General features: G+C 46.1%; 14 protein-coding genes. 8 read left to right on the top strand and 6 right to left on the bottom strand.

The features are described from left to right. Positions 1 to 20: 20 nt before the first annotated feature. Together FS628_RS16550 and FS628_RS16545 are read right to left on the bottom strand one after the other, a co-directional pair. Positions 21 to 584 carry a TetR/AcrR family transcriptional regulator gene (locus FS628_RS16550; RefSeq protein WP_145323552.1) on the bottom strand — a complete coding sequence of 188 codons (564 nt, stop codon included), beginning with the start codon at positions 582 to 584 and terminating at the stop codon, positions 21 to 23. Next, the gene (locus tag FS628_RS16545; RefSeq protein ID WP_145323550.1) at positions 577 to 1791 is read right to left on the bottom strand and encodes an MFS transporter; all 1215 of its coding nucleotides are present in this window, start codon (positions 1789 to 1791) and stop codon (positions 577 to 579) included. The genes FS628_RS16550 and FS628_RS16545 overlap by 8 nt, the downstream gene beginning before the upstream one ends. A 219-nt stretch (positions 1792 to 2010) precedes the next feature. Between FS628_RS16545 and FS628_RS16540 the strand changes: the two genes are divergently transcribed. Continuing rightward, positions 2011 to 2817: an alpha/beta fold hydrolase gene (locus FS628_RS16540; RefSeq protein ID WP_145323548.1), complete on the top strand. Its 807-nt coding sequence runs from the start codon at positions 2011 to 2013 to the stop codon at positions 2815 to 2817. Positions 2818 to 2841: 24 nt separating this feature from the next. Further along, positions 2842 to 3825 carry a sensor domain-containing diguanylate cyclase gene (locus FS628_RS16535; RefSeq protein WP_145323546.1) on the top strand — a complete coding sequence of 328 codons (984 nt, stop codon included), beginning with the start codon at positions 2842 to 2844 and terminating at the stop codon, positions 3823 to 3825. A gap of 137 nt (positions 3826 to 3962) precedes the next feature. On the opposite strand, the gene FS628_RS16530 is transcribed toward FS628_RS16535, so the two are convergent. Continuing rightward, complete coding sequence (locus FS628_RS16530; protein WP_260871098.1) at positions 3963 to 5375, bottom strand: right-handed parallel beta-helix repeat-containing protein; 1413 nt, start codon at positions 5373 to 5375, stop codon at positions 3963 to 3965. 177 nt (positions 5376 to 5552) lie between these two features. Between FS628_RS16530 and FS628_RS16525 the strand changes: the two genes are divergently transcribed. Next, positions 5553 to 6209, top strand: a complete 657-nt coding sequence (locus FS628_RS16525) for a DUF2625 family protein (protein WP_145323542.1) — start codon at positions 5553 to 5555, stop codon at positions 6207 to 6209. A 103-nt stretch (positions 6210 to 6312) separates the two neighbouring features. Here the strand turns inward: FS628_RS16525 and FS628_RS16520 are convergent, their stop codons facing one another. Continuing rightward, positions 6313 to 7653: an MFS transporter gene (locus tag FS628_RS16520; protein ID WP_145323540.1), complete on the bottom strand. Its 1341-nt coding sequence runs from the start codon at positions 7651 to 7653 to the stop codon at positions 6313 to 6315. Positions 7654 to 7938: 285 nt separating this feature from the next. Here FS628_RS16520 and FS628_RS16515 point away from each other — a divergent pair, with 285 nt between their 5' ends. Continuing rightward, positions 7939 to 8322 (top strand): VOC family protein, encoded by a 384-nt coding sequence (locus tag FS628_RS16515; RefSeq protein WP_186327831.1) that lies wholly within the window; start codon positions 7939 to 7941, stop codon positions 8320 to 8322. Between the two features lie 75 nt (positions 8323 to 8397). Continuing rightward, positions 8398 to 8598, top strand: coding sequence for a hypothetical protein (locus FS628_RS16510; RefSeq protein WP_145323538.1), 201 nt, complete (start codon positions 8398 to 8400; stop codon positions 8596 to 8598). Positions 8599 to 8746: 148 nt separating this feature from the next. Here the strand turns inward: FS628_RS16510 and FS628_RS16505 are convergent, their stop codons facing one another. Then, on the bottom strand, positions 8747 to 11398 hold the full coding sequence (locus FS628_RS16505; RefSeq protein ID WP_145323536.1) for a cation-translocating P-type ATPase: 2652 nt from the start codon (positions 11396 to 11398) through the stop codon (positions 8747 to 8749). 285 nt (positions 11399 to 11683) lie between these two features. Further along, on the bottom strand, positions 11684 to 12055 hold the full coding sequence (locus FS628_RS16500) for a hypothetical protein (protein WP_145323534.1): 372 nt from the start codon (positions 12053 to 12055) through the stop codon (positions 11684 to 11686). Between the two features lie 223 nt (positions 12056 to 12278). Here FS628_RS16500 and hcp point away from each other — a divergent pair, with 223 nt between their 5' ends. The 3 genes from hcp (at position 12279) to FS628_RS16485 (ending at position 17067) form a co-directional block, all read left to right on the top strand. Next, on the top strand, positions 12279 to 13571 hold the full coding sequence (gene hcp, locus FS628_RS16495; RefSeq protein WP_145323532.1) for a hydroxylamine reductase: 1293 nt from the start codon (positions 12279 to 12281) through the stop codon (positions 13569 to 13571). 237 nt (positions 13572 to 13808) lie between these two features. Next, a complete protein-coding gene (locus tag FS628_RS16490; RefSeq protein ID WP_186327830.1) occupies positions 13809 to 15218 on the top strand; it encodes a PTS transporter subunit EIIC in 1410 nt (469 codons plus the stop codon). A 232-nt stretch (positions 15219 to 15450) separates the two neighbouring features. Next, positions 15451 to 17067, top strand: a complete 1617-nt coding sequence (locus FS628_RS16485; protein WP_145323528.1) for a helix-turn-helix domain-containing protein — start codon at positions 15451 to 15453, stop codon at positions 17065 to 17067. Positions 17068 to 17175 lie beyond the last annotated feature (108 nt).

Below are 17175 nucleotides of genomic sequence, written 5' to 3'. Positions count from 1 at the left end.
GTCTCATCGTAATCGATCCGTTAACGCTGGATGCCTGACCAGAAGACATTCCAGGTAATCGCCAAAGCTTGTTCATAGGATTGCCGAGTCTCATACACGAGCTGTACATCCAGTCCATCCATCACGGTGACAAAGGCTACAGTGGCTTCTTCCGGACTCAGACGTATATCGGGATGTCTGGTAAATACGGCTGCCAGCTCTTCCTTCAATGTCCCGAGGTACGTTCGATACTGCGCGAGCACAAAATCATGCACCTCCAGCGGTGTGATAAAGGACAGGATATACATAAAAGCAACGTTAGGGTGAGTCAGGAAACGATTTTTGTGTTCATGCAAAAAGGCATATAGCTGCTGATCCAGCGTTTGGGTAGCAGACTCGCTGAAAAATTGGCGTACAAACCGCTGTTCCTCCTGCACGACTTCCTCATATAACTCCAGCAATAACGCTTTTTTGGATGAATAATGATAAGCCAGGGATTGCTTGCGAATGCCTGCCTCTTCGGCAATCTGCGCCATCTTGGTCCCCTCGTAACCCAGACGATTAAAATGTTGAATGGCAATTTCCTTGATTCGTTTTTTACTCAATGTCTACCTCCAGTTGGCGAGCTGTATACCTCTGCTGTTTTTGGGAGTATACCAAATATAACAAGATATATACCACAAAAATGCCTATAGAGATAGCATACACGACCGTATAGGAAAATGCAGAAGCCACAACGCCCAGAATTAACGAACCACCGCCAATCCCGAGGTCAAAGAAATTAAAGAAGGAAGCCATCGCATTCTCATGCTCATGTTCCTCCACAAGATTCACACACCAGGTCTGAATTGCCGGGAATATGGCACCAAATCCAAAGCCGTATAACGCGCCAGCGATCAGGAATTGCACATCATTCTGAGCGATAATTAGAACCAACAGTCCTGCAATTGCAAACACGGCAGAAGGCAACAACACGGAGCCTGGTCCCAATCGATCAAACATTTTCCCCGAGAATAGTCGGACGGCGAAGCTGGCGATGGCAATGACAAAGAAAAACCAGGCTATATTCTCAAACCCTCTTTCGGCGGCGAACAAAGCTACGAAAGACATGATTGAACCGGCTGCAACGCCAACGAGCATAATCAACAAGGAAGGGAAGAGTACTTTCTTTTCGATCAGTTTCACCGAAGGGACATGGGTTTGCGTGGATTCGCTATTAACTCCTGTCTTCGGTTTTCTGGATACAAACACTGTCATCAGGAGTGCTAACAGCAAAATGCACATGCCTCCCATAAACAGGCTCTGATAGTCGTACTTAAACAACAGGCTGGTGCCGATCAGCGGACCAATGGATATGGCGACGGTTTCCCCTACACCGAAATACCCCATGCCTTCTCCCCGGCGATCCCTGGGTATGTTTTCTGTAGCAATCGTCGCAAAATATGTCGTTGCCAAACCAAATCCGAATCCATGGATCACTCGGAATACGAGAATCATCCAAATACCTGACGATAGGTAGTATGCACCTGTCATTAATGCGCAGATGGTGATGCCGATAATCAAGAGATATTTTTTATCTATTCGAGCTGCCAAAACAGATGTGAAGGGGCGAATCAAGATGGCAGAGAACATAAATATGCCAGTAACAAGCCCGATCTGGGATGCTTCTCCACCCAGACTTGAGACGAATAAGGGTAAGGTGGGAAGCAGCATTTCAAAGGCCATGAACAATAATGCGTTGGCTAACATGATAAAAATGAATGATCTTCCCCATAGTTGCTGAGGAGTTGGGCTGTGTGTTGAAGTCATCATGGTTTTCCTCCGTAAATGTAATCTCTGTCGCGCGACATGTTGAACTGAGTTTACCTGACGATAGTCAGATTGTAAAGTGGGTATTTCGAGCAATGGTTCATGATTTATTTGTGAATGAGAGAAGTAATTAATAATTTTTAATCCATATCCCAACATTTTCCGATATAATAATCAGATAAAATGATTCGAGAGAGTACTACCTCAGAGAGGTGATATGAAATGACGATTGATGTGCTTGTCAGAAATAATGTTAAAGTGCTTGGCTCGGGTACCCAAACGATTGTATTTGCGCATGGTTTTGGATGTGACCAGGACATGTGGCGTTACATCGTCCCTGCTTTTAGCGAAAACTATCGTGTAATTTTGTTTGATTATGTTGGATCTGGCGAATCTCAAATTAACTATTATGATGCTGTTAAATATAGCAACCTTGAAGGATACGCCCAGGATGTGCTGGAAATTATGGAAGCACTTGAACTAAGAGATACCATATTTGTCGGGCATTCTGTCAGCAGTATGATCGGCATGCTGGCATCCATTCAGAACCCCCAATATTTCAAACAGATCGTCATGTTGGGGCCTTCCCCACGTTATGTGAATGATCTTCCAAGTTATTATGGAGGTTTTGATCGGAATGATATCGATGAATTGCTTGAGATGATGCAGATGAATTTTATAGGCTGGGCAAGTTATCTGGCACCGATTGTGATGAACAATCCGGAACGGAAAGATCTGACGGAAGAGTTGGAGAAAAGCTTCTGTTCCAGAGATCCGCATATTGCGAGACAATTTGCCGAAGTGACGTTTTTATCTGACTGTCGTATTGATCTGGAGCAGGCAACTGTACCAACCCTGATTCTTCAGTGTTCCGAGGACAGTATTGCCCCGGTTGAGGTAGGGGATTATTTACACGCTCATCTGAAAAATAGCAGGTTGCAACAGATGACGGCCAAAGGACATTATCCGCATCTAAGTCAACCGGAAGAAACGATCCGAATGATTAAGAATTATTTGACGAGCGCATAAAATTCGGAAGAAAGGCTGTTATTGATGGATACCCAACTAGATTCAGCGCCCTGTGGATACTTCTCTATCTCTGATTCGGGCATTGTACAATCGATGAATCAAACTTTTCTGACGATGCTTGGATATGAACGCGATGAGTTGATAGGGCAACATATTGAGTCAACCATGTCGGTGAGCAATAAGGTATTTTTCCATACGTATTTCTATCCCTACATCCAGTTATATGGACATGTGGACGAGATGTATTTCACGTTCCGTACTCGTGACCAGCAGGCTGTTCCCGTGCTGCTTAACGGAGTTCGTCAGACCCGTAATGGGGAAAGCGTCGTGGATTGTGTCGTTGTAGTCATGCGTAAGCGAATCGAACATGAGAAGGATATTTTGCATACCAAAACCAAACTGCAAGAGCTGTATCAAGCGACCCAAGAAGCGAATAAGGAGCTTGAACGATTACACGAGGAATACAAGATCAAAGAGCAGGCGCTAATGAAAGTGAATGATCAGTTGGAGACACTGGCTTCCACCGACCTACTGACAGGACTGAAGAATCGCAGGTTCTTTCAGGAGAAAATGGCTGAGAAACTATTGCTATTCCAGGAGAAGCAACGTCATTTCTCTCTTCTGGTTGTGGACATTGATCATTTCAAAAGTATTAATGATACGTACGGACATCCGATCGGAGATTTGGTGCTCGGCAATCTCGCGGGGCTGCTGCAATCGGTATCACGAGGTACGGATGTGGTGGCACGTTACGGCGGAGAGGAATTTGTCATCATCCTTTCGGATTGTGAAGAGGAGCAAGCGAGTGGCATCGCAGAGGGATATCGTTCACAGGTTGCTTCAGCCGACTGGGGCGAATATAACATTACCGTGAGTATTGGTGCGGCCACTGTAGTCGAGAAAGATACGGAACAGACCTTGTTCCAAAGAGCGGACAACGCCCTGTATGCCTCCAAAACCGGAGGACGAAACCGAGTGACACATGCAGCGCAGATGGTAAGAAGTTAAGGGTTGGATTGGATCAAAGTAAAACCATAAGAAGCCTGTGCAATGATAAGGGAGATGATTCCCCTCATGCACAGGCTCTTTTGTTTGCGTGAAATAGGCTGGGCTAATTCCACTGGAGTAGTAGTATCTGATTAACTTTACCGTGGTGCAAGATAACCATACGCGTTCGCCGGAGAATTCGCCTGAAGACGAAAATCTTCGTTGGACTCATCCATAAATGCCGGTTTCACATATATAGAGTGTGCATCGTTACCAGATCCCTTGATGTAGGCGGCGATGCCGGAGTAGGCTTTATTTTTCCAAATCCATAGAGCATCTTCCGGTTCTCCCGGTGAGTAATAGACATTATGGTCAAACACATTGCCGGTATTGCTAGTATATTCGTTGTATATCAGCACATCCGAGCTGCCCGATACGAGAATGTTACGCATGAACGTATTGTTCATCGTCCGTGATTGCATGAATAACTGTCCATTGCCTGCATCCAGCGTATCATTCCCAACCAGCGTATTGTACATGATCTTACTCTCCTCGGTAGATCCCCGTTCCTCGTCATATCCACCCATGGCAATGCCCGTAAGTCGGTTGGAATAAATCAGGTTATCCCTCACCGTAATGTTGCTTGTCGAACGTCCGGCATGCTCCGAGGCAATCTCAATTCCAATATCGCTCCGATATACCCGGTTTTGGTCAATAATATGATCTTTCCCGCCATCCACATAGATGCCGCCCGCCGAATTGCTATCATTGGGCAGGTCTGTTCCGTAGGAGGGGTTGTTATTGGACGTAATATCGTATACTTCGTTGCCTCGTACAATGCCGTTCCGAGCCTGATCGTATGTATCATCCTCAGACGTACCCTCGGACCCGATCAGATCAATACCAATATTGTCTGAATCATGGATGATATTGTCCTGGATGGCAAAGGTATCAACATTACCGTTGACTGCGAGTGACTCGCTTGAACCAAGTGTAAGATCATACAATTCATTATCCTTGATGATGATATCGCGTAAAGCTTGAGGGTGCTCTGTGCCATAGATGGCAATACCGTGGGCATCCCTGCCCCGCAAATCGGGACCTTGAGGAGTTGCGTAACTAGCAATCGCGTGTATGGTGTTGCCTAACAGCTGAATATGCACACCTGCTCCGTGGACATAGATCCCGGTTGGAACTTGGCCCCCAAGTGTGGTTGCAAAGTTACGAATTTCGAGATTCTGAATCGTGATATAACTGGCATTTTCAATTTCAATCAACCCTTCAATGCCCCGGACAGATAAACCTTTACCATCAATGATAACCTGCTCCTGAGGATAACTTGAAAATAGGGTTGGATTAGCGGAAGAATTACCGCTCTTGGTGATTTTGACTTTCTGATGATAGACACCTTCACGCAAATAGATCGTGCTTCCTGGCGAAGCGTGGTCGGCTGCGTGCTGCAACGTTTTCCAAGGAGATTGAATCGTTCCTTTATTCGAGTCGTTTCCTTGGGGTGATATGTAATGGATGACCTGGGGATCAGACTTTTGAACAGAAACGGGTTCCTTCATGGCAGATGTATGATTCTGACAACCGGATACGAGCACCATCAGAATCGGAATTATAAGTAAAACTAAGCGAGTCAAATCGCTTCCCCCTTGCATTTAGCTTTGAAGATCGATTATAGCAGATTTGAACGGGTTAATAAGCCATGATATGCTCTTATAAAATCAGCGAGGAGAGTGCTCATGAATACATTAACGATAGCTGAATTAGTAGATCGGGAGAATCACGCATGGGAAGAACTCAAGGAACTCCTGGACAGCGGGCAAAATACATATGTGTATGTTCCAGCAAAGCAGGAGGTTGGAGAGGATACGCTCTATCGTCTGCAAATAAGCACCAAATCCTATTTGGGGGCTGTTGCTTATGAGACAGAAGGCATTGTACTTGACCATGGCTGGATCACGCTGCTTGGTGCGGGTGGTGACAGTACATCGGGGAGTCTAACCAGTTGGAATGGTGTGAGTGAGCAACCTTGGGTAGATGTACTGGAAGGCATGATGGTCGTCGCATATGATGCGGCAGGCGGTTTCTTCGGAATGGATACAGGCAAGTATGGCCGCACGGGACAGGTCTATTATTTTGCACCGGATACACTCGAATGGGAATCGACAGAACTGACATATTCAGGTTTCATGAATTGGCTCGCAAATGGGGATCTGGAGCAGTTCTATCAGAACTTTCGCTGGAAAGGCTGGCAGGAAGAAATGTCTCAGCTACAGACAGGACAAGTATTTGCCTATTATCCACCACTTTGGACACAGGAAGGCAGCGGTGAGAGCAGTAGTAAAGCCCCAATTAGCGTAATGGAGGCCTGGAAGTTCGCACTGGACGGGAAATAGTCAACAGGCTGCTGTATTGAGTGATCCACTTTTAAAAAAACGGCATTTCTGTTCCAAACTAAAAGAGGCTCGCGCTTGGCGCGGGCCTCTTACTGTTGAACTTTTAATTATCGGATGCAAGCTGTTTAATGCCTGAGCGTGATGCTCTGCTATGCCAGACGGTCAGCCCGAGTGAGACAACGCAGACGAACAACAGACAAGCATATACCACATGATAAGCTTCCTCGACTGAGACTCCCGGAATGCTGTGCAGCAGTAGCCCACACACCGCTACAGACACTGAACCACCGAAGAACTGAATCAGTTGTAGCATGCCCATACCGGAACCTATTTGCGCTTTGGGTAGCACTCGTGACGCTTCATTATTCAGTGAAGCCATGGAGGCTGAGAGTGCCGGTGAGAAAAAGAGATAACCACTGGTAACGATCAAGGCGGACTGATCAAGCCCGAGCATGAATAAGGCAAGTACCGCTGCGAGCAGGGTGTGTCCGATGATCATGAATCGCATATTGCCATAACGGTCGATCCAGCGCCCGACGAAACGAGTACCGAATGCTGCAACGATTGCCCCAGGAGCAATCAGCAAACCAATGGCCAGCGAAGAGCGCCCATACAGATCAGCGAGCACAAGCGGCATCAAAAACAGATTGCCCAGATTCACGACGAGCACGCAGAATCCGATAAGGATTAGCCGGGTATATCCCGGCGTTCGGAACACTTGTGGATTCACAAACGGCAGATTCGCTTTACGGATATACAAGAGGTGTGCAATAAGCGAGATAACGCCTATGGCGAACCATAACCAGGACTGCTGGGTGATCGCTACCAGAAGTGTAGTGGCGTTAATGACGGTTAATATAGCCCCAATGAAGTCGAACGGCTGATCTGTTTTGACCGTTTCCCGGGGGAGGAAATAGAGCAATACGGGCAGGGCGAGCAGGACAAGCACCGTTATGGCAAAAAGTCCATTCCAGCCCCAGTACTCACTAATGAGTCCGCCGACAATGGGGCCCAGTCCAAAAGCCATCGCACTACCTGATGAGATCAGCGCGATGGCAGCTCCGCGCCGTTCCACCGGGATGTAACGACTCGCAATGACGAGACCCAGACCGGCCATAACCCCTGCACCCGCAGATTGCAGTATGCGTGTCAGCAACAGGATCGCGAAGCTATGCGCGAACAATCCCAGCAATGAAGATAATCCCAGGATCAGGAGTCCAACCGTTAGCAGTTTGCGTACCGGAATACGGTCTGACAATCGACTGTAGATCACCGTCGACAAAGCGTAACCAATCGAATAGCTTGAGATAACCCAAGACCCCAGATCTGATGTAATCTGAAGATCATGAATAATGACTGGCAAAGAAACATTGAACATGGTGGTATTCATCACAACGATGAACAGGCAGCATGTCCAGAGTGGCATGACAATTTTATCTTTCACGTAACCATTCCTGTCTTGGGTATGAATATGAATTCGGATCGAACCTCAAAGGAAATTTTGTATAAAAGCAATATATCATTTTACACTCCATTTCATCATATGGCAATAATGTCATACTGATTCGTTCGAATGTGATGAGCACAGATAAATATTAATAAAAAACCATAGACGAATTTCCTGAATTTAACTAAAATGATCATTGAACATACATAAGCAGATGGAGCAGCGGTTATGTAACTAGATATGTGAGTAATTAGCATGCTGAAAATGAAGGAGATTATACCCATGACTCATGCATTATTAATGTCCCACAGCGTATTTGCGACGCTTGATATGAGGCGAACCGCGCAGTTTTATGAAGAGAAGATGGGCTTTCGGATGGTCGAATATCTCGATGCCGAGGAACCTCATATCTGTCTGTATCGTGATCTTACCGAGATTATTTTGACCCAAAGCAACGGACAGAAGGTTATTCCCAACAGAGAATTATATGGCTATGGATATGACGCATATTTTATTACCAAGAACCAGGAAGATCTTCAGCAGGAATTGATCAACGCAGATGTAAAAATTGTACGTGCCCTTACTCACACAGACTATAATAACAAAGAATTTGTGATCGAGGATGTCGATGGACGATGGATCGCTTTTGGCATCAAACAGGGGTAACTAGGTACAGACAACAGATGTATTAATCGTAATGATGTTCAAATCGATAGCGGAGTATGTGAGGGAGTAATCTACATGGTAGAAGGATTTTTGTTGTTGTTTGCCCAGATCGGCTTAATTATTGGAGTGGCTTTAATAGCATCCGGATTAACAAATGGTTCAAACGGGAAAGAAAAGTTTAACTGGTCGGCGACCATCCCATCGGTATCCTGGGGATTATGTATCCTTATCCTTTCCATCTGTTGGTTGGTATTTAGATATCAACTTAATGCTTAAATATTTTGCGAGGATGCCTTAGATAACAACAGTATGTCTCGAAAGTGTACTCTTGTCTGTGTAAAAAATGTAAACAAACAGACGCCCTGATGAAGGGCGCCTGTTTCTGCATAAAACTTTTTAGTATAAGAGGTACGTCCTATAACTTTTATGCCGCAGTAACTTGTTTACCGCGATTGCGAATCCACTTAATGACATCCATCAGAATGACGGCGACAAGAGCGAGTCCGCCTGCAATCAGGAACTCATTCCAGCCAAACGTATCCGGGATGGCGAAGACGCCGCGCACACCTGGGATCAGTGTGATTGCATAGAGACAGAGACATACCAGGATCGAGCCAAGCACCAATTTGTTGGTCGTGAAGCCCACCTGGAAGATGGTCTGTGTGTTGGAACGTGCTGCAAAAGTCTGGAGACTGCGTGCCAGAATCAGGGTTGTAAAGGCCATAGCCACACTGATTTCCTCCGAGATGCCAAGTCCGATATATTGGGATACGATAACAGCCGCACCAATCAGGACACCACGCGTAATCACAGCCTGCAGGGTTCCGCCTGCAAAGATGCCTTCGTTAATATCACGCGGTTTGCGCCGCATGACATCCGGCTCGGCCTTCTCGGTACCCAGGGCAATGGCAGGCAGGGAGTCATTCACCAGATTAATGAACAGCAGTTGAAGGGCCGTGAACGGATTAACCCAGCCGACGATCAGGGCAAACAAAATGGCAATAATGGCGCCGAGGTTACCGGCAAACAGGTATGCGATGGCTTTTTTGATATTATCAAATACCATCCGCCCAACACTGACCGCATTCACGATGGAGACAAAGTTATCATCGGTCAGAATCATGGCAGCCGCATCTTTGGCAACATCTGTTCCGCTGCCCATGGCTACGCCGATGTCAGCTTGTTTCAGCGCTGGTGCGTCATTAACTCCATCTCCAGTCATGGCTGCAACTTTTCCTTTGCGCTGCCATGCACGAACAATCCGAATTTTGTTCTCGGGAGATACCCTTGCGTAGACCGAGATGTGTTCGAGTTGTTTATCCAGCTCCTCATCAGACATTTTGTCCAGTTCGGCTCCGGTAATGGCGAGATCGTCCGGTTCGGCAAGGCCAATATCCACACCGATGGCCTGAGCCGTCGTTTTGTGGTCACCGGTAATCATGATGGTGCGAATGCCCGCTTTTTTGGACTCTTCAATAGAGCCGTACACCGCTTCACGCGGTGGATCAATCATCGCTGTCAGGCCAACAAGCGTCAGATCATGCTCGTCATCAATGGTGACCTGGTTTTTATCATCGAATTTTTTGTACGCATAGGCCAGCACACGGAAAGCCCGTTTGGAGAAGGCTTCATTTTTTTCTTCAAACTGTGCACGAATCTCAGGTGTCAGGGGCTGAACTTCACCGTTAATAAACACATGGCTACAGCGGCTGAACAACACATCCGGACCACCTTTGGTCAGCAAAGCCGTCTGTCCTTCAAACGTGTGAACCGTACTCATGAGTTTTCGATCCGAGTCAAAAGGAAGCTCGGCTTCACGCGGGAACTGGTCACGGATCTCGTTGTAATCCTTGTTTACCCGGTTGCTGAAGGCAATGAGGGCCACTTCGGTAGGATCACCCAGTTCCTTGCCTTCCTGGTTAATATTCGAATCATTGCAGAGCACTGCAATATGTAACAAACGTCGTTCCTCTTCCGACCACTGATCCGGATCATCGGGGAATTCATCCTTGGTACCATGGGGAATGTAATAATCCACAACGGTCATCTTGTTCTGCGTTAGTGTACCTGTTTTATCGGTACAGATGATGCTGGCAGAACCGAGAGCTTCCACGGCAGGCAGTCTGCGAATGATCGCATGCTGTTTGGCCATCTTATTCGTTCCGAGTGACAATACAATGGTCACAATGGAGGAGAGTGCTTCAGGGATGGCAGCAACCGCAACGGCTACCGCAAACATCAGTGCATTCACGATGGATGGTCCGATATTCTCCGTACCCTCGGTTAACCATACGCGACCGGCTTCAATGGCAAAGATGAGAATCGACAAGCCAAGAATGAAAAAGCCCAGTTTTTTGCTGAAAGATTCCAATTTGCGCTGTAATGGCGTGTTCTTGGCTTCGGCATTTTCAATTAATTCAGCAATTTTTCCGATTTCGGTTTTGAGTGCCGTACCTGTAATGACGAGCATACCGCGTCCATATACGACCAGTGAGCCACTGAAGGCCATATTCCGGCGATCTCCAATAGGAGCTTCATCCGGGATGACATCGGCGTGTTTTTCCGCAGCTTCGGATTCTCCGGTAAGCATGCCTTCGTTGATTTTCAGACTGCCTGATTCCAAGATACGTCCGTCGGCCGGAACATAATCTCCTGCGTCCAGCATAACAATATCACCAGGCACGAGTTCCCTTGCTGGAATGGTCTTTTTCTGGCCGTCACGAATGACCTTGGCCTCGGGTGCAGACATTTGTTTTAACGCATCAAGCGAACTCTCGGCTTTTTTGGTCTGCACTACACTGATCACGGCATTAAGCAAAATAACCAGGAATATGATCAACGATTCAATCAGGTGTCCAAGTACAACCTGTACCGCGGCTGCAATCAGCAGCACGATGACCATAGGATCTTTGAAATTTTCGAGGAACAGTTTCCAGACTGGCGTTGCATCTTTACCTTTTAACTCATTATATCCTTCCGTTTCAAGTCTCTTGGCAGCTTCGGAGGTTGTGAGTCCCTTAGAGGAGCTCTGTACATCCTGAAGGGTTTCCTCTGCACTGTGTCTATAGTGTTGCAATTGACCAGCTCCTTGAATATTAGATTTCTCTGTGTATTACCCTTACGGACAAAATCTAGAATCGTTTCATTTCCATAATTTTTTATGATTATAAAATCTATAAGTTTTCAGCGGAGCTGAATATCCCTCAATAGTGCTTCGATCAGAAGTTTTTCTTATGTACACAGTATTTTTCATAATGAGCCGAGATATGCTTCATTCCCAATGTTATTATTTCCAGTGATGCAGAGACATAACATGCATCACTGGAATGAAACTTATGGTGGTGTGAACCATAGAGGAATTTTAGATCAGACGATAGCCTGGAGGCAGGTTTCCAGTACGCTGAATTCTACGGACTTGTGCTGAAGTTAACCGCTGATTCGTAGCAATTAACGATTCTACATCTCCTCTTCTAAGGATGTCGTCCAGTTCACGAATATTGCGATTGCCCCGCAGAATAACGAAATTAGCACGAAAACGTGACCGATCAAACAATACAAGCGTGGCATTCGGATTCGTAGAGAAGAACCGTAGACTCTCAATCCCGGTCAGGACTGCGTCGATATCAGCAATACCCAGGTTACCACGGTAAACTCTTCGTAATCCCCTGAACTTCTCTTCACTGTATACGGCCAGTCGAGGATACGTGCGAGAGATCGAAACAGGTTTATCCATATGATGTTCCCCCTTTGTTTACAAGACAAATCTGCCTGGATGACAGATGGATCTATTCAACAGGATATGTTGAGAGGAAAGGTAGGGATTGGATGATAGTCTCAGAGAACCATATATAGGTGTTGGATCAGAAACTGTGTGCACCATCACACATGGACATATCGGGGTCTGTTACGCTATTTCATAACGAACAGTGTTTAATCTAGTTTGGAGGGGAACCCATATGTTTTGTTATCAGTGCGAACAGACGCCGAGTGGCGGGTGTACCGTGGTTGGGGTATGCGGCAAAAATGAAACGATCGCAAGTTTGCAGGATACGATGATCTTTGCGTTAAAAGGGATTGCTGCTTATGCGACTCATGCACGCCAGTTGGGATATCATGATCCTGAGGTGGATCGGATTACACATGAGGCATTATATATGACATTAACGAATTCGAATTTTAATGTTCAAGAGCATCTGGAGATGGCGATGAAAGTCGGCAATGCAGCAATCCGCATCATGGACGTGCTGGATCGTGCGCACACAGACCGCTTTGGTATACCGCAACCGATAACGGTTAGTCAGAACCAGATCGAAGGACAGTGCATCGTGGTGACAGGGCATAATCTGTATGCACTGGAGGAGTTGCTGCGTCAAACCGAAGGGAAAGGAATCAACATCTATACTCACTCGGAAATGTTACCTGCGCACGGTTATCCGGCGCTGAAGAAATATGCCCATCTTAAGGGCAATATCGGTAAAGCGTGGTACGATCAGCGCAGACTGTTCGAACAATTTCCGGGTGCCATTCTCGCAACGACCAACTGTGTTATGCCGATCAAAGGCACATATGCAGACCGCTTCTTCTCATATGAAGTGGCGGGTCTGGAGGGTGTTGCCAAAATTATGAATGACGACTTCTCACCTCTAATTGAACGCGCATTGTCACTGCCTGCGGCTGATGTACAATCCGAGCAAGTCTTAACGACAGGATACCATCATGAGACGGTCATCGGACTTGCGCCCGAAATTATTCAGGCGGTAAAAGACGGTCATATCCGTCGATTCTTCGTGATCGCGGGCTGTGATGCGCCAGGCAAAGGCGGAAATTACTACCGTGAACTCGCTACATCGTTGCCGAATGATACCGTTATACTGACGACCTCTTGTGGCAAGTTCCGCTTCAATGATGTGGATTATGGTACGGTTGGAGACACGGGCATACCGCGTTATATCGACCTGGGACAATGCAATAATTCCGGTTCCACCGTGAAGATTGCAATGGCATTGGCGGATGCTTTTGGCTGTACCGTGAACGAGTTGCCTGTCAGCATTGTGCTGTCCTGGTTTGAGCAAAAAGCAGTAGCCATCCTGCTTGGCCTGTTCAGCCTCGGCATTCAGGACATTCGGATCGGACCAAAACCACCTGAGTTCATATCAGAAGGTGTCCTGGATGTACTCGTGGATATGTTCGGTCTGAAGTTAATTACAACGGCAGAAGAAGATATGAACGCGATGTTGGCATTGTCATAAGTGGATAAATGTAACCTATAGAAGATGTGTTAGAGCCTGCGTTTGTGCAGGCTTTTTTGCTACATAAACGATGTCATAGGTCCATTTACCTTGTATAAATGAACATGCAATGTAAGGAAAATTAGTTTTATTATCCTATTGAAGTTTTTTCGTGGAAATGTGTATATAGATAGAGGCATATTAGATCGAACACATCACAAAACACGGGTTTACCGTAACATGAGGAGATTGTACATAATGCATGAGAAGCAAGTTGAAGATTGGTTAAAATTCACAGGTGGCGCGGAGAACATCAAGCTTGTAGAGCACGATAAGGGTACAACGATGTTGATACTGAAGGACAGTAGCCGATTGAACATGTCGATTTTGGCTTCCATTGGTTATGAGGCAGATATTCGGGTAACGGGTGAGCAGTGCCATCTGGCAATAAAGGATGAATCTGTCCTGATCTACAACACGTTACTGGGTATGGGCGTTGGGGAAATGGAAGGAACAATATTACAGGAAGCAGGACACGGGAAGAAGAACAGATTTTCGATCTTACACTTTGTTTCCGATGTGTTTAGGCCCTTGATTCCTGCGATTCTCGGAGCCGCTGTTATTAAGATACTGCTCGCTATTATTACTCTAATGGATACGTACGGTTCAACGGATTCTTCTGCATTGATGGACAGTCAGACCTTTACGATATTCAGGATCATTGGAGACAGTGTTGTTTATCTACTGCCTGTATTGGTAGCCATCAGCACAGCGTACCGGTTGAAGAGCAATATCTATGTTGCTGCATCTATTGGCGGATTGATGTTCCATCCGGAGATGACCATGATGATGTCAGGTGAACAAGAGGTTCATTTCCTGGGCTTGCCACTCGTGTCCCAGCCTGCTTTTTACACGACTGCCATCTGGGTTATTCTAACGATCTGTGTCGCGTCCTATCTGGAAAGAGCCGTTCAACGAATAAGTCCAAAATTCTCCAAAGGGATTGTTGCTCCGTTCCTGACGTTATTGATCCTGGTTCCACTGGTATTCATGATATTTGGTCCTATCGGTACCTGGATCGATGAATATCTACCGGAGGCATTGGATTCACTGTTAGCTAATGTTCCAGTGTTGACGGTGATGTTACTGGGAGCAGTCTTCTCACTGATGTTAATTATGGGATTACACTACTGGCTGATTGCCATTCTAATTAATGAAATGGTTATGAATGGTGGTTCGATGGTGATTGCTGCCATGTTAGTGGCGATTGTTGGACAAGCGGGGGCCGCGCTTGCAAACGGAATTCGCTCGAAAGAGCCAGCATCCAGAAGACTTGCTTTCTGGGCAACGGGAACAGCCCTACTTGGAGTCGTAGAGCCGGCATTGTATGCGGTCAACATGAGAAAGAGATCCTCTTTCTACGCGGCATTGCTGGGTGGAGCTACGGGTGGACTATATTTCGGATTGTTATCTGTCAAGGCATTCGCTATGGTGGGGAATCCGAGCTTGGTCAGCCTCCCGCTCTTCATCGAAGAGGGCAGTCTGAATCTGTTACACACCTGTATTGGTGTGGTTATTGCTTTCGGTGTTTCAGGTGGACTGACGTATTGGATGGCAGGAAAAGGACAAAAACGGGGAAAGGTAGCACCGAAAGCCAGCATCGAGTAATACGTAGAACATAGTGTTGAAAAAATTAGCATTAAGGTTGTAAGAAAGAGCCTGTACCTGATGGTACGGGCTTTTTTGTTGTGTGTGTTTTCTGATTAATGTAAGTATGAGATGTATAATAGCTTTCCTCCATTTTATTCATGCCATAGCTTGTTGGTTATGGAGTTGTAATGTATTTTGATATAGTGAAACCTATAAATCTGGATGATCAATCCCTCTGAAAGGATAACCTATGTCTGATAACATGGAATGGATTGCTCAATGGAAGTCAACGAATGCAATAAGCAACGCATGGATAACGAAAGGCGAGCTGCATCACTTTTTCAGTCACACCTTGATATTTATCATTGATGGAAAAGCGATCTGGAATATAAATGGACACCGAGTTCACGTCTCCTATGGAGAATTAATTGCGCTCGAAGAGAACTCCGTAATGGAGGTCGTTGAAGGTGGCAATCTGGATCTGGCAGGATGGCATGTTCAGTTCGATACATATTCGGTCCTGCATGAGCGACGGGAAGCAGAGAAGTTCGAATGGCATGTACCGTCAGGAGAGGCGTATCAGAAGGTACAACTGTCGGGTGGAAGTCTGGCAAGTATCATTCAGCATTGGAGTGAAGAGGATACACAGGAACAGAGTGCAGGAGGGGTTGGGCACCAGCATTTGTTATATGCATTATTAAAAAATCTGTACCGGAAGCCAGAGGACAACAAACGGAAGCCAGAGCACGGCATACTGCGTTCCATTGACTACATGCAGCAGCATTATGATCAGGTGATTACACGTATGCAGTTAGCTCAGATTGCCGGAATTAGTCCATGGCATTACTCCCGCAAATTTAGCGAGCGATATGGTAAGCCACCTCTGGATTATCTGGCCCACTACCGGATCTATCGTGCACAGGAAGAATTGATATTAACAGATGCAACCTCACAGGATATTGCCAAAAAATCTGGATTTGAAGATGCTCATTATTTTAGCCGACGCTTCAAACAATTGACGGGCGTATCACCGAAAAGATATCGACAGACGATGAACGGGCGCAAGATCGTGTCACTGTCTCCCATCTGTGCAGAAATGATGATTCATCTCGGTGTTATCCCCCATGCCGTAGTGGTCACTCCAATCCTGTTGTCCCCACATCATCGAGAACAATTTATAGCGTATGGAGTGCAAATGCTGGAGGTTGCACAGTATGAGGTGGAGATAGATCTTGTTCGACAAGTTCAACCGGAGATCATGATTGGGAACGTATTAACGGAAGAAGTCAAAAGAGAGCTGCGCACGATTGCACCAATTCTGACGGGACTTCATCCAGATGTAGAGCCGTTGCTCCATCAATTGGCAGCCTGGTTTTTCAAAGAAGAAAAGGCTCATAGATTGCATCAGCAGATGAAACACGAGGTCCGCGTAGCGAAGCAACAGTTGCAACATATCATTCAATCTGCTTCCACAGTGATGTTGCTGCGGGTAGAAGCATTTGGCTATCGTTACTTGGGTGGGCACTCACACGGTGCTTCTCAATTGTTATATGAACAGCTTGGATTAGCATTGCCGCAAGCGCTGCAATCAGGTACAGCCTGGTTTAATCCTTGTTCACTTGATCTGTTGGCACAAGCCAATCCCGATTATCTGTTTGTGGAGAAGCGGATCATGCAGCATTTTAGTGCTGAAGAAAATATGACGAAACTATGGGAGAGTCCGCTATGGAACGACCTGAAGGCTGTGAAGAATAACCGGGTGTATTACGTTGATACTCATCTGTGGGTGGACGGTCATGGTATTACGGGACATACCTTGATCTTAAATCAGATTATTCGCAATCTTACAGAAACCAATCCTGTGTGAGCACAATAATCCAATTGAATACGCACGATATGCTATGGAAGGCACACTTCTTATTTGATACTATTTGATAATAATTATCATTATCAACATAATTAAGGGGCGAAGTAT

The sequence above is a fragment of the Paenibacillus xylanexedens genome (genome assembly GCF_007676705.1).
In the GTDB taxonomy this organism is placed as follows: Bacteria; Bacillota; Bacilli; order Paenibacillales; family Paenibacillaceae; genus Paenibacillus; species Paenibacillus xylanexedens_C.
Note: the sequence above shows the minus strand (reverse complement) of the source record. Positions and strands in the feature narration are given on the sequence as shown.

What these genes read in the sequence shown, in the direction of transcription:
- FS628_RS16545 (WP_145323550.1), bottom strand. Translation starts at nt 1,791, where the DNA reads ATGATGACTTCAACACACAGCCCAACTCCTCAGCAACTATGGGGAAGA.
- FS628_RS16540 (WP_145323548.1), top strand. Translation starts at nt 2,011, where the DNA reads ATGACGATTGATGTGCTTGTCAGAAATAATGTTAAAGTGCTTGGCTCG.
- FS628_RS16535 (WP_145323546.1), top strand. Translation starts at nt 2,842, where the DNA reads ATGGATACCCAACTAGATTCAGCGCCCTGTGGATACTTCTCTATCTCT.
- FS628_RS16530 (WP_260871098.1), bottom strand. Translation starts at nt 5,375, where the DNA reads ATGAAGGAACCCGTTTCTGTTCAAAAGTCTGATCCCCAGGTCATCCAT.
- FS628_RS16525 (WP_145323542.1), top strand. Translation starts at nt 5,553, where the DNA reads ATGAATACATTAACGATAGCTGAATTAGTAGATCGGGAGAATCACGCA.
- FS628_RS16515 (WP_186327831.1), top strand. Translation starts at nt 7,939, where the DNA reads ATGACTCATGCATTATTAATGTCCCACAGCGTATTTGCGACGCTTGAT.
- FS628_RS16510 (WP_145323538.1), top strand. Translation starts at nt 8,398, where the DNA reads ATGGTAGAAGGATTTTTGTTGTTGTTTGCCCAGATCGGCTTAATTATT.
- FS628_RS16500 (WP_145323534.1), bottom strand. Translation starts at nt 12,055, where the DNA reads ATGGATAAACCTGTTTCGATCTCTCGCACGTATCCTCGACTGGCCGTA.
- hcp (WP_145323532.1), top strand. Translation starts at nt 12,279, where the DNA reads ATGTTTTGTTATCAGTGCGAACAGACGCCGAGTGGCGGGTGTACCGTG.
- FS628_RS16490 (WP_186327830.1), top strand. Translation starts at nt 13,809, where the DNA reads ATGCATGAGAAGCAAGTTGAAGATTGGTTAAAATTCACAGGTGGCGCG.
- FS628_RS16485 (WP_145323528.1), top strand. Translation starts at nt 15,451, where the DNA reads ATGTCTGATAACATGGAATGGATTGCTCAATGGAAGTCAACGAATGCA.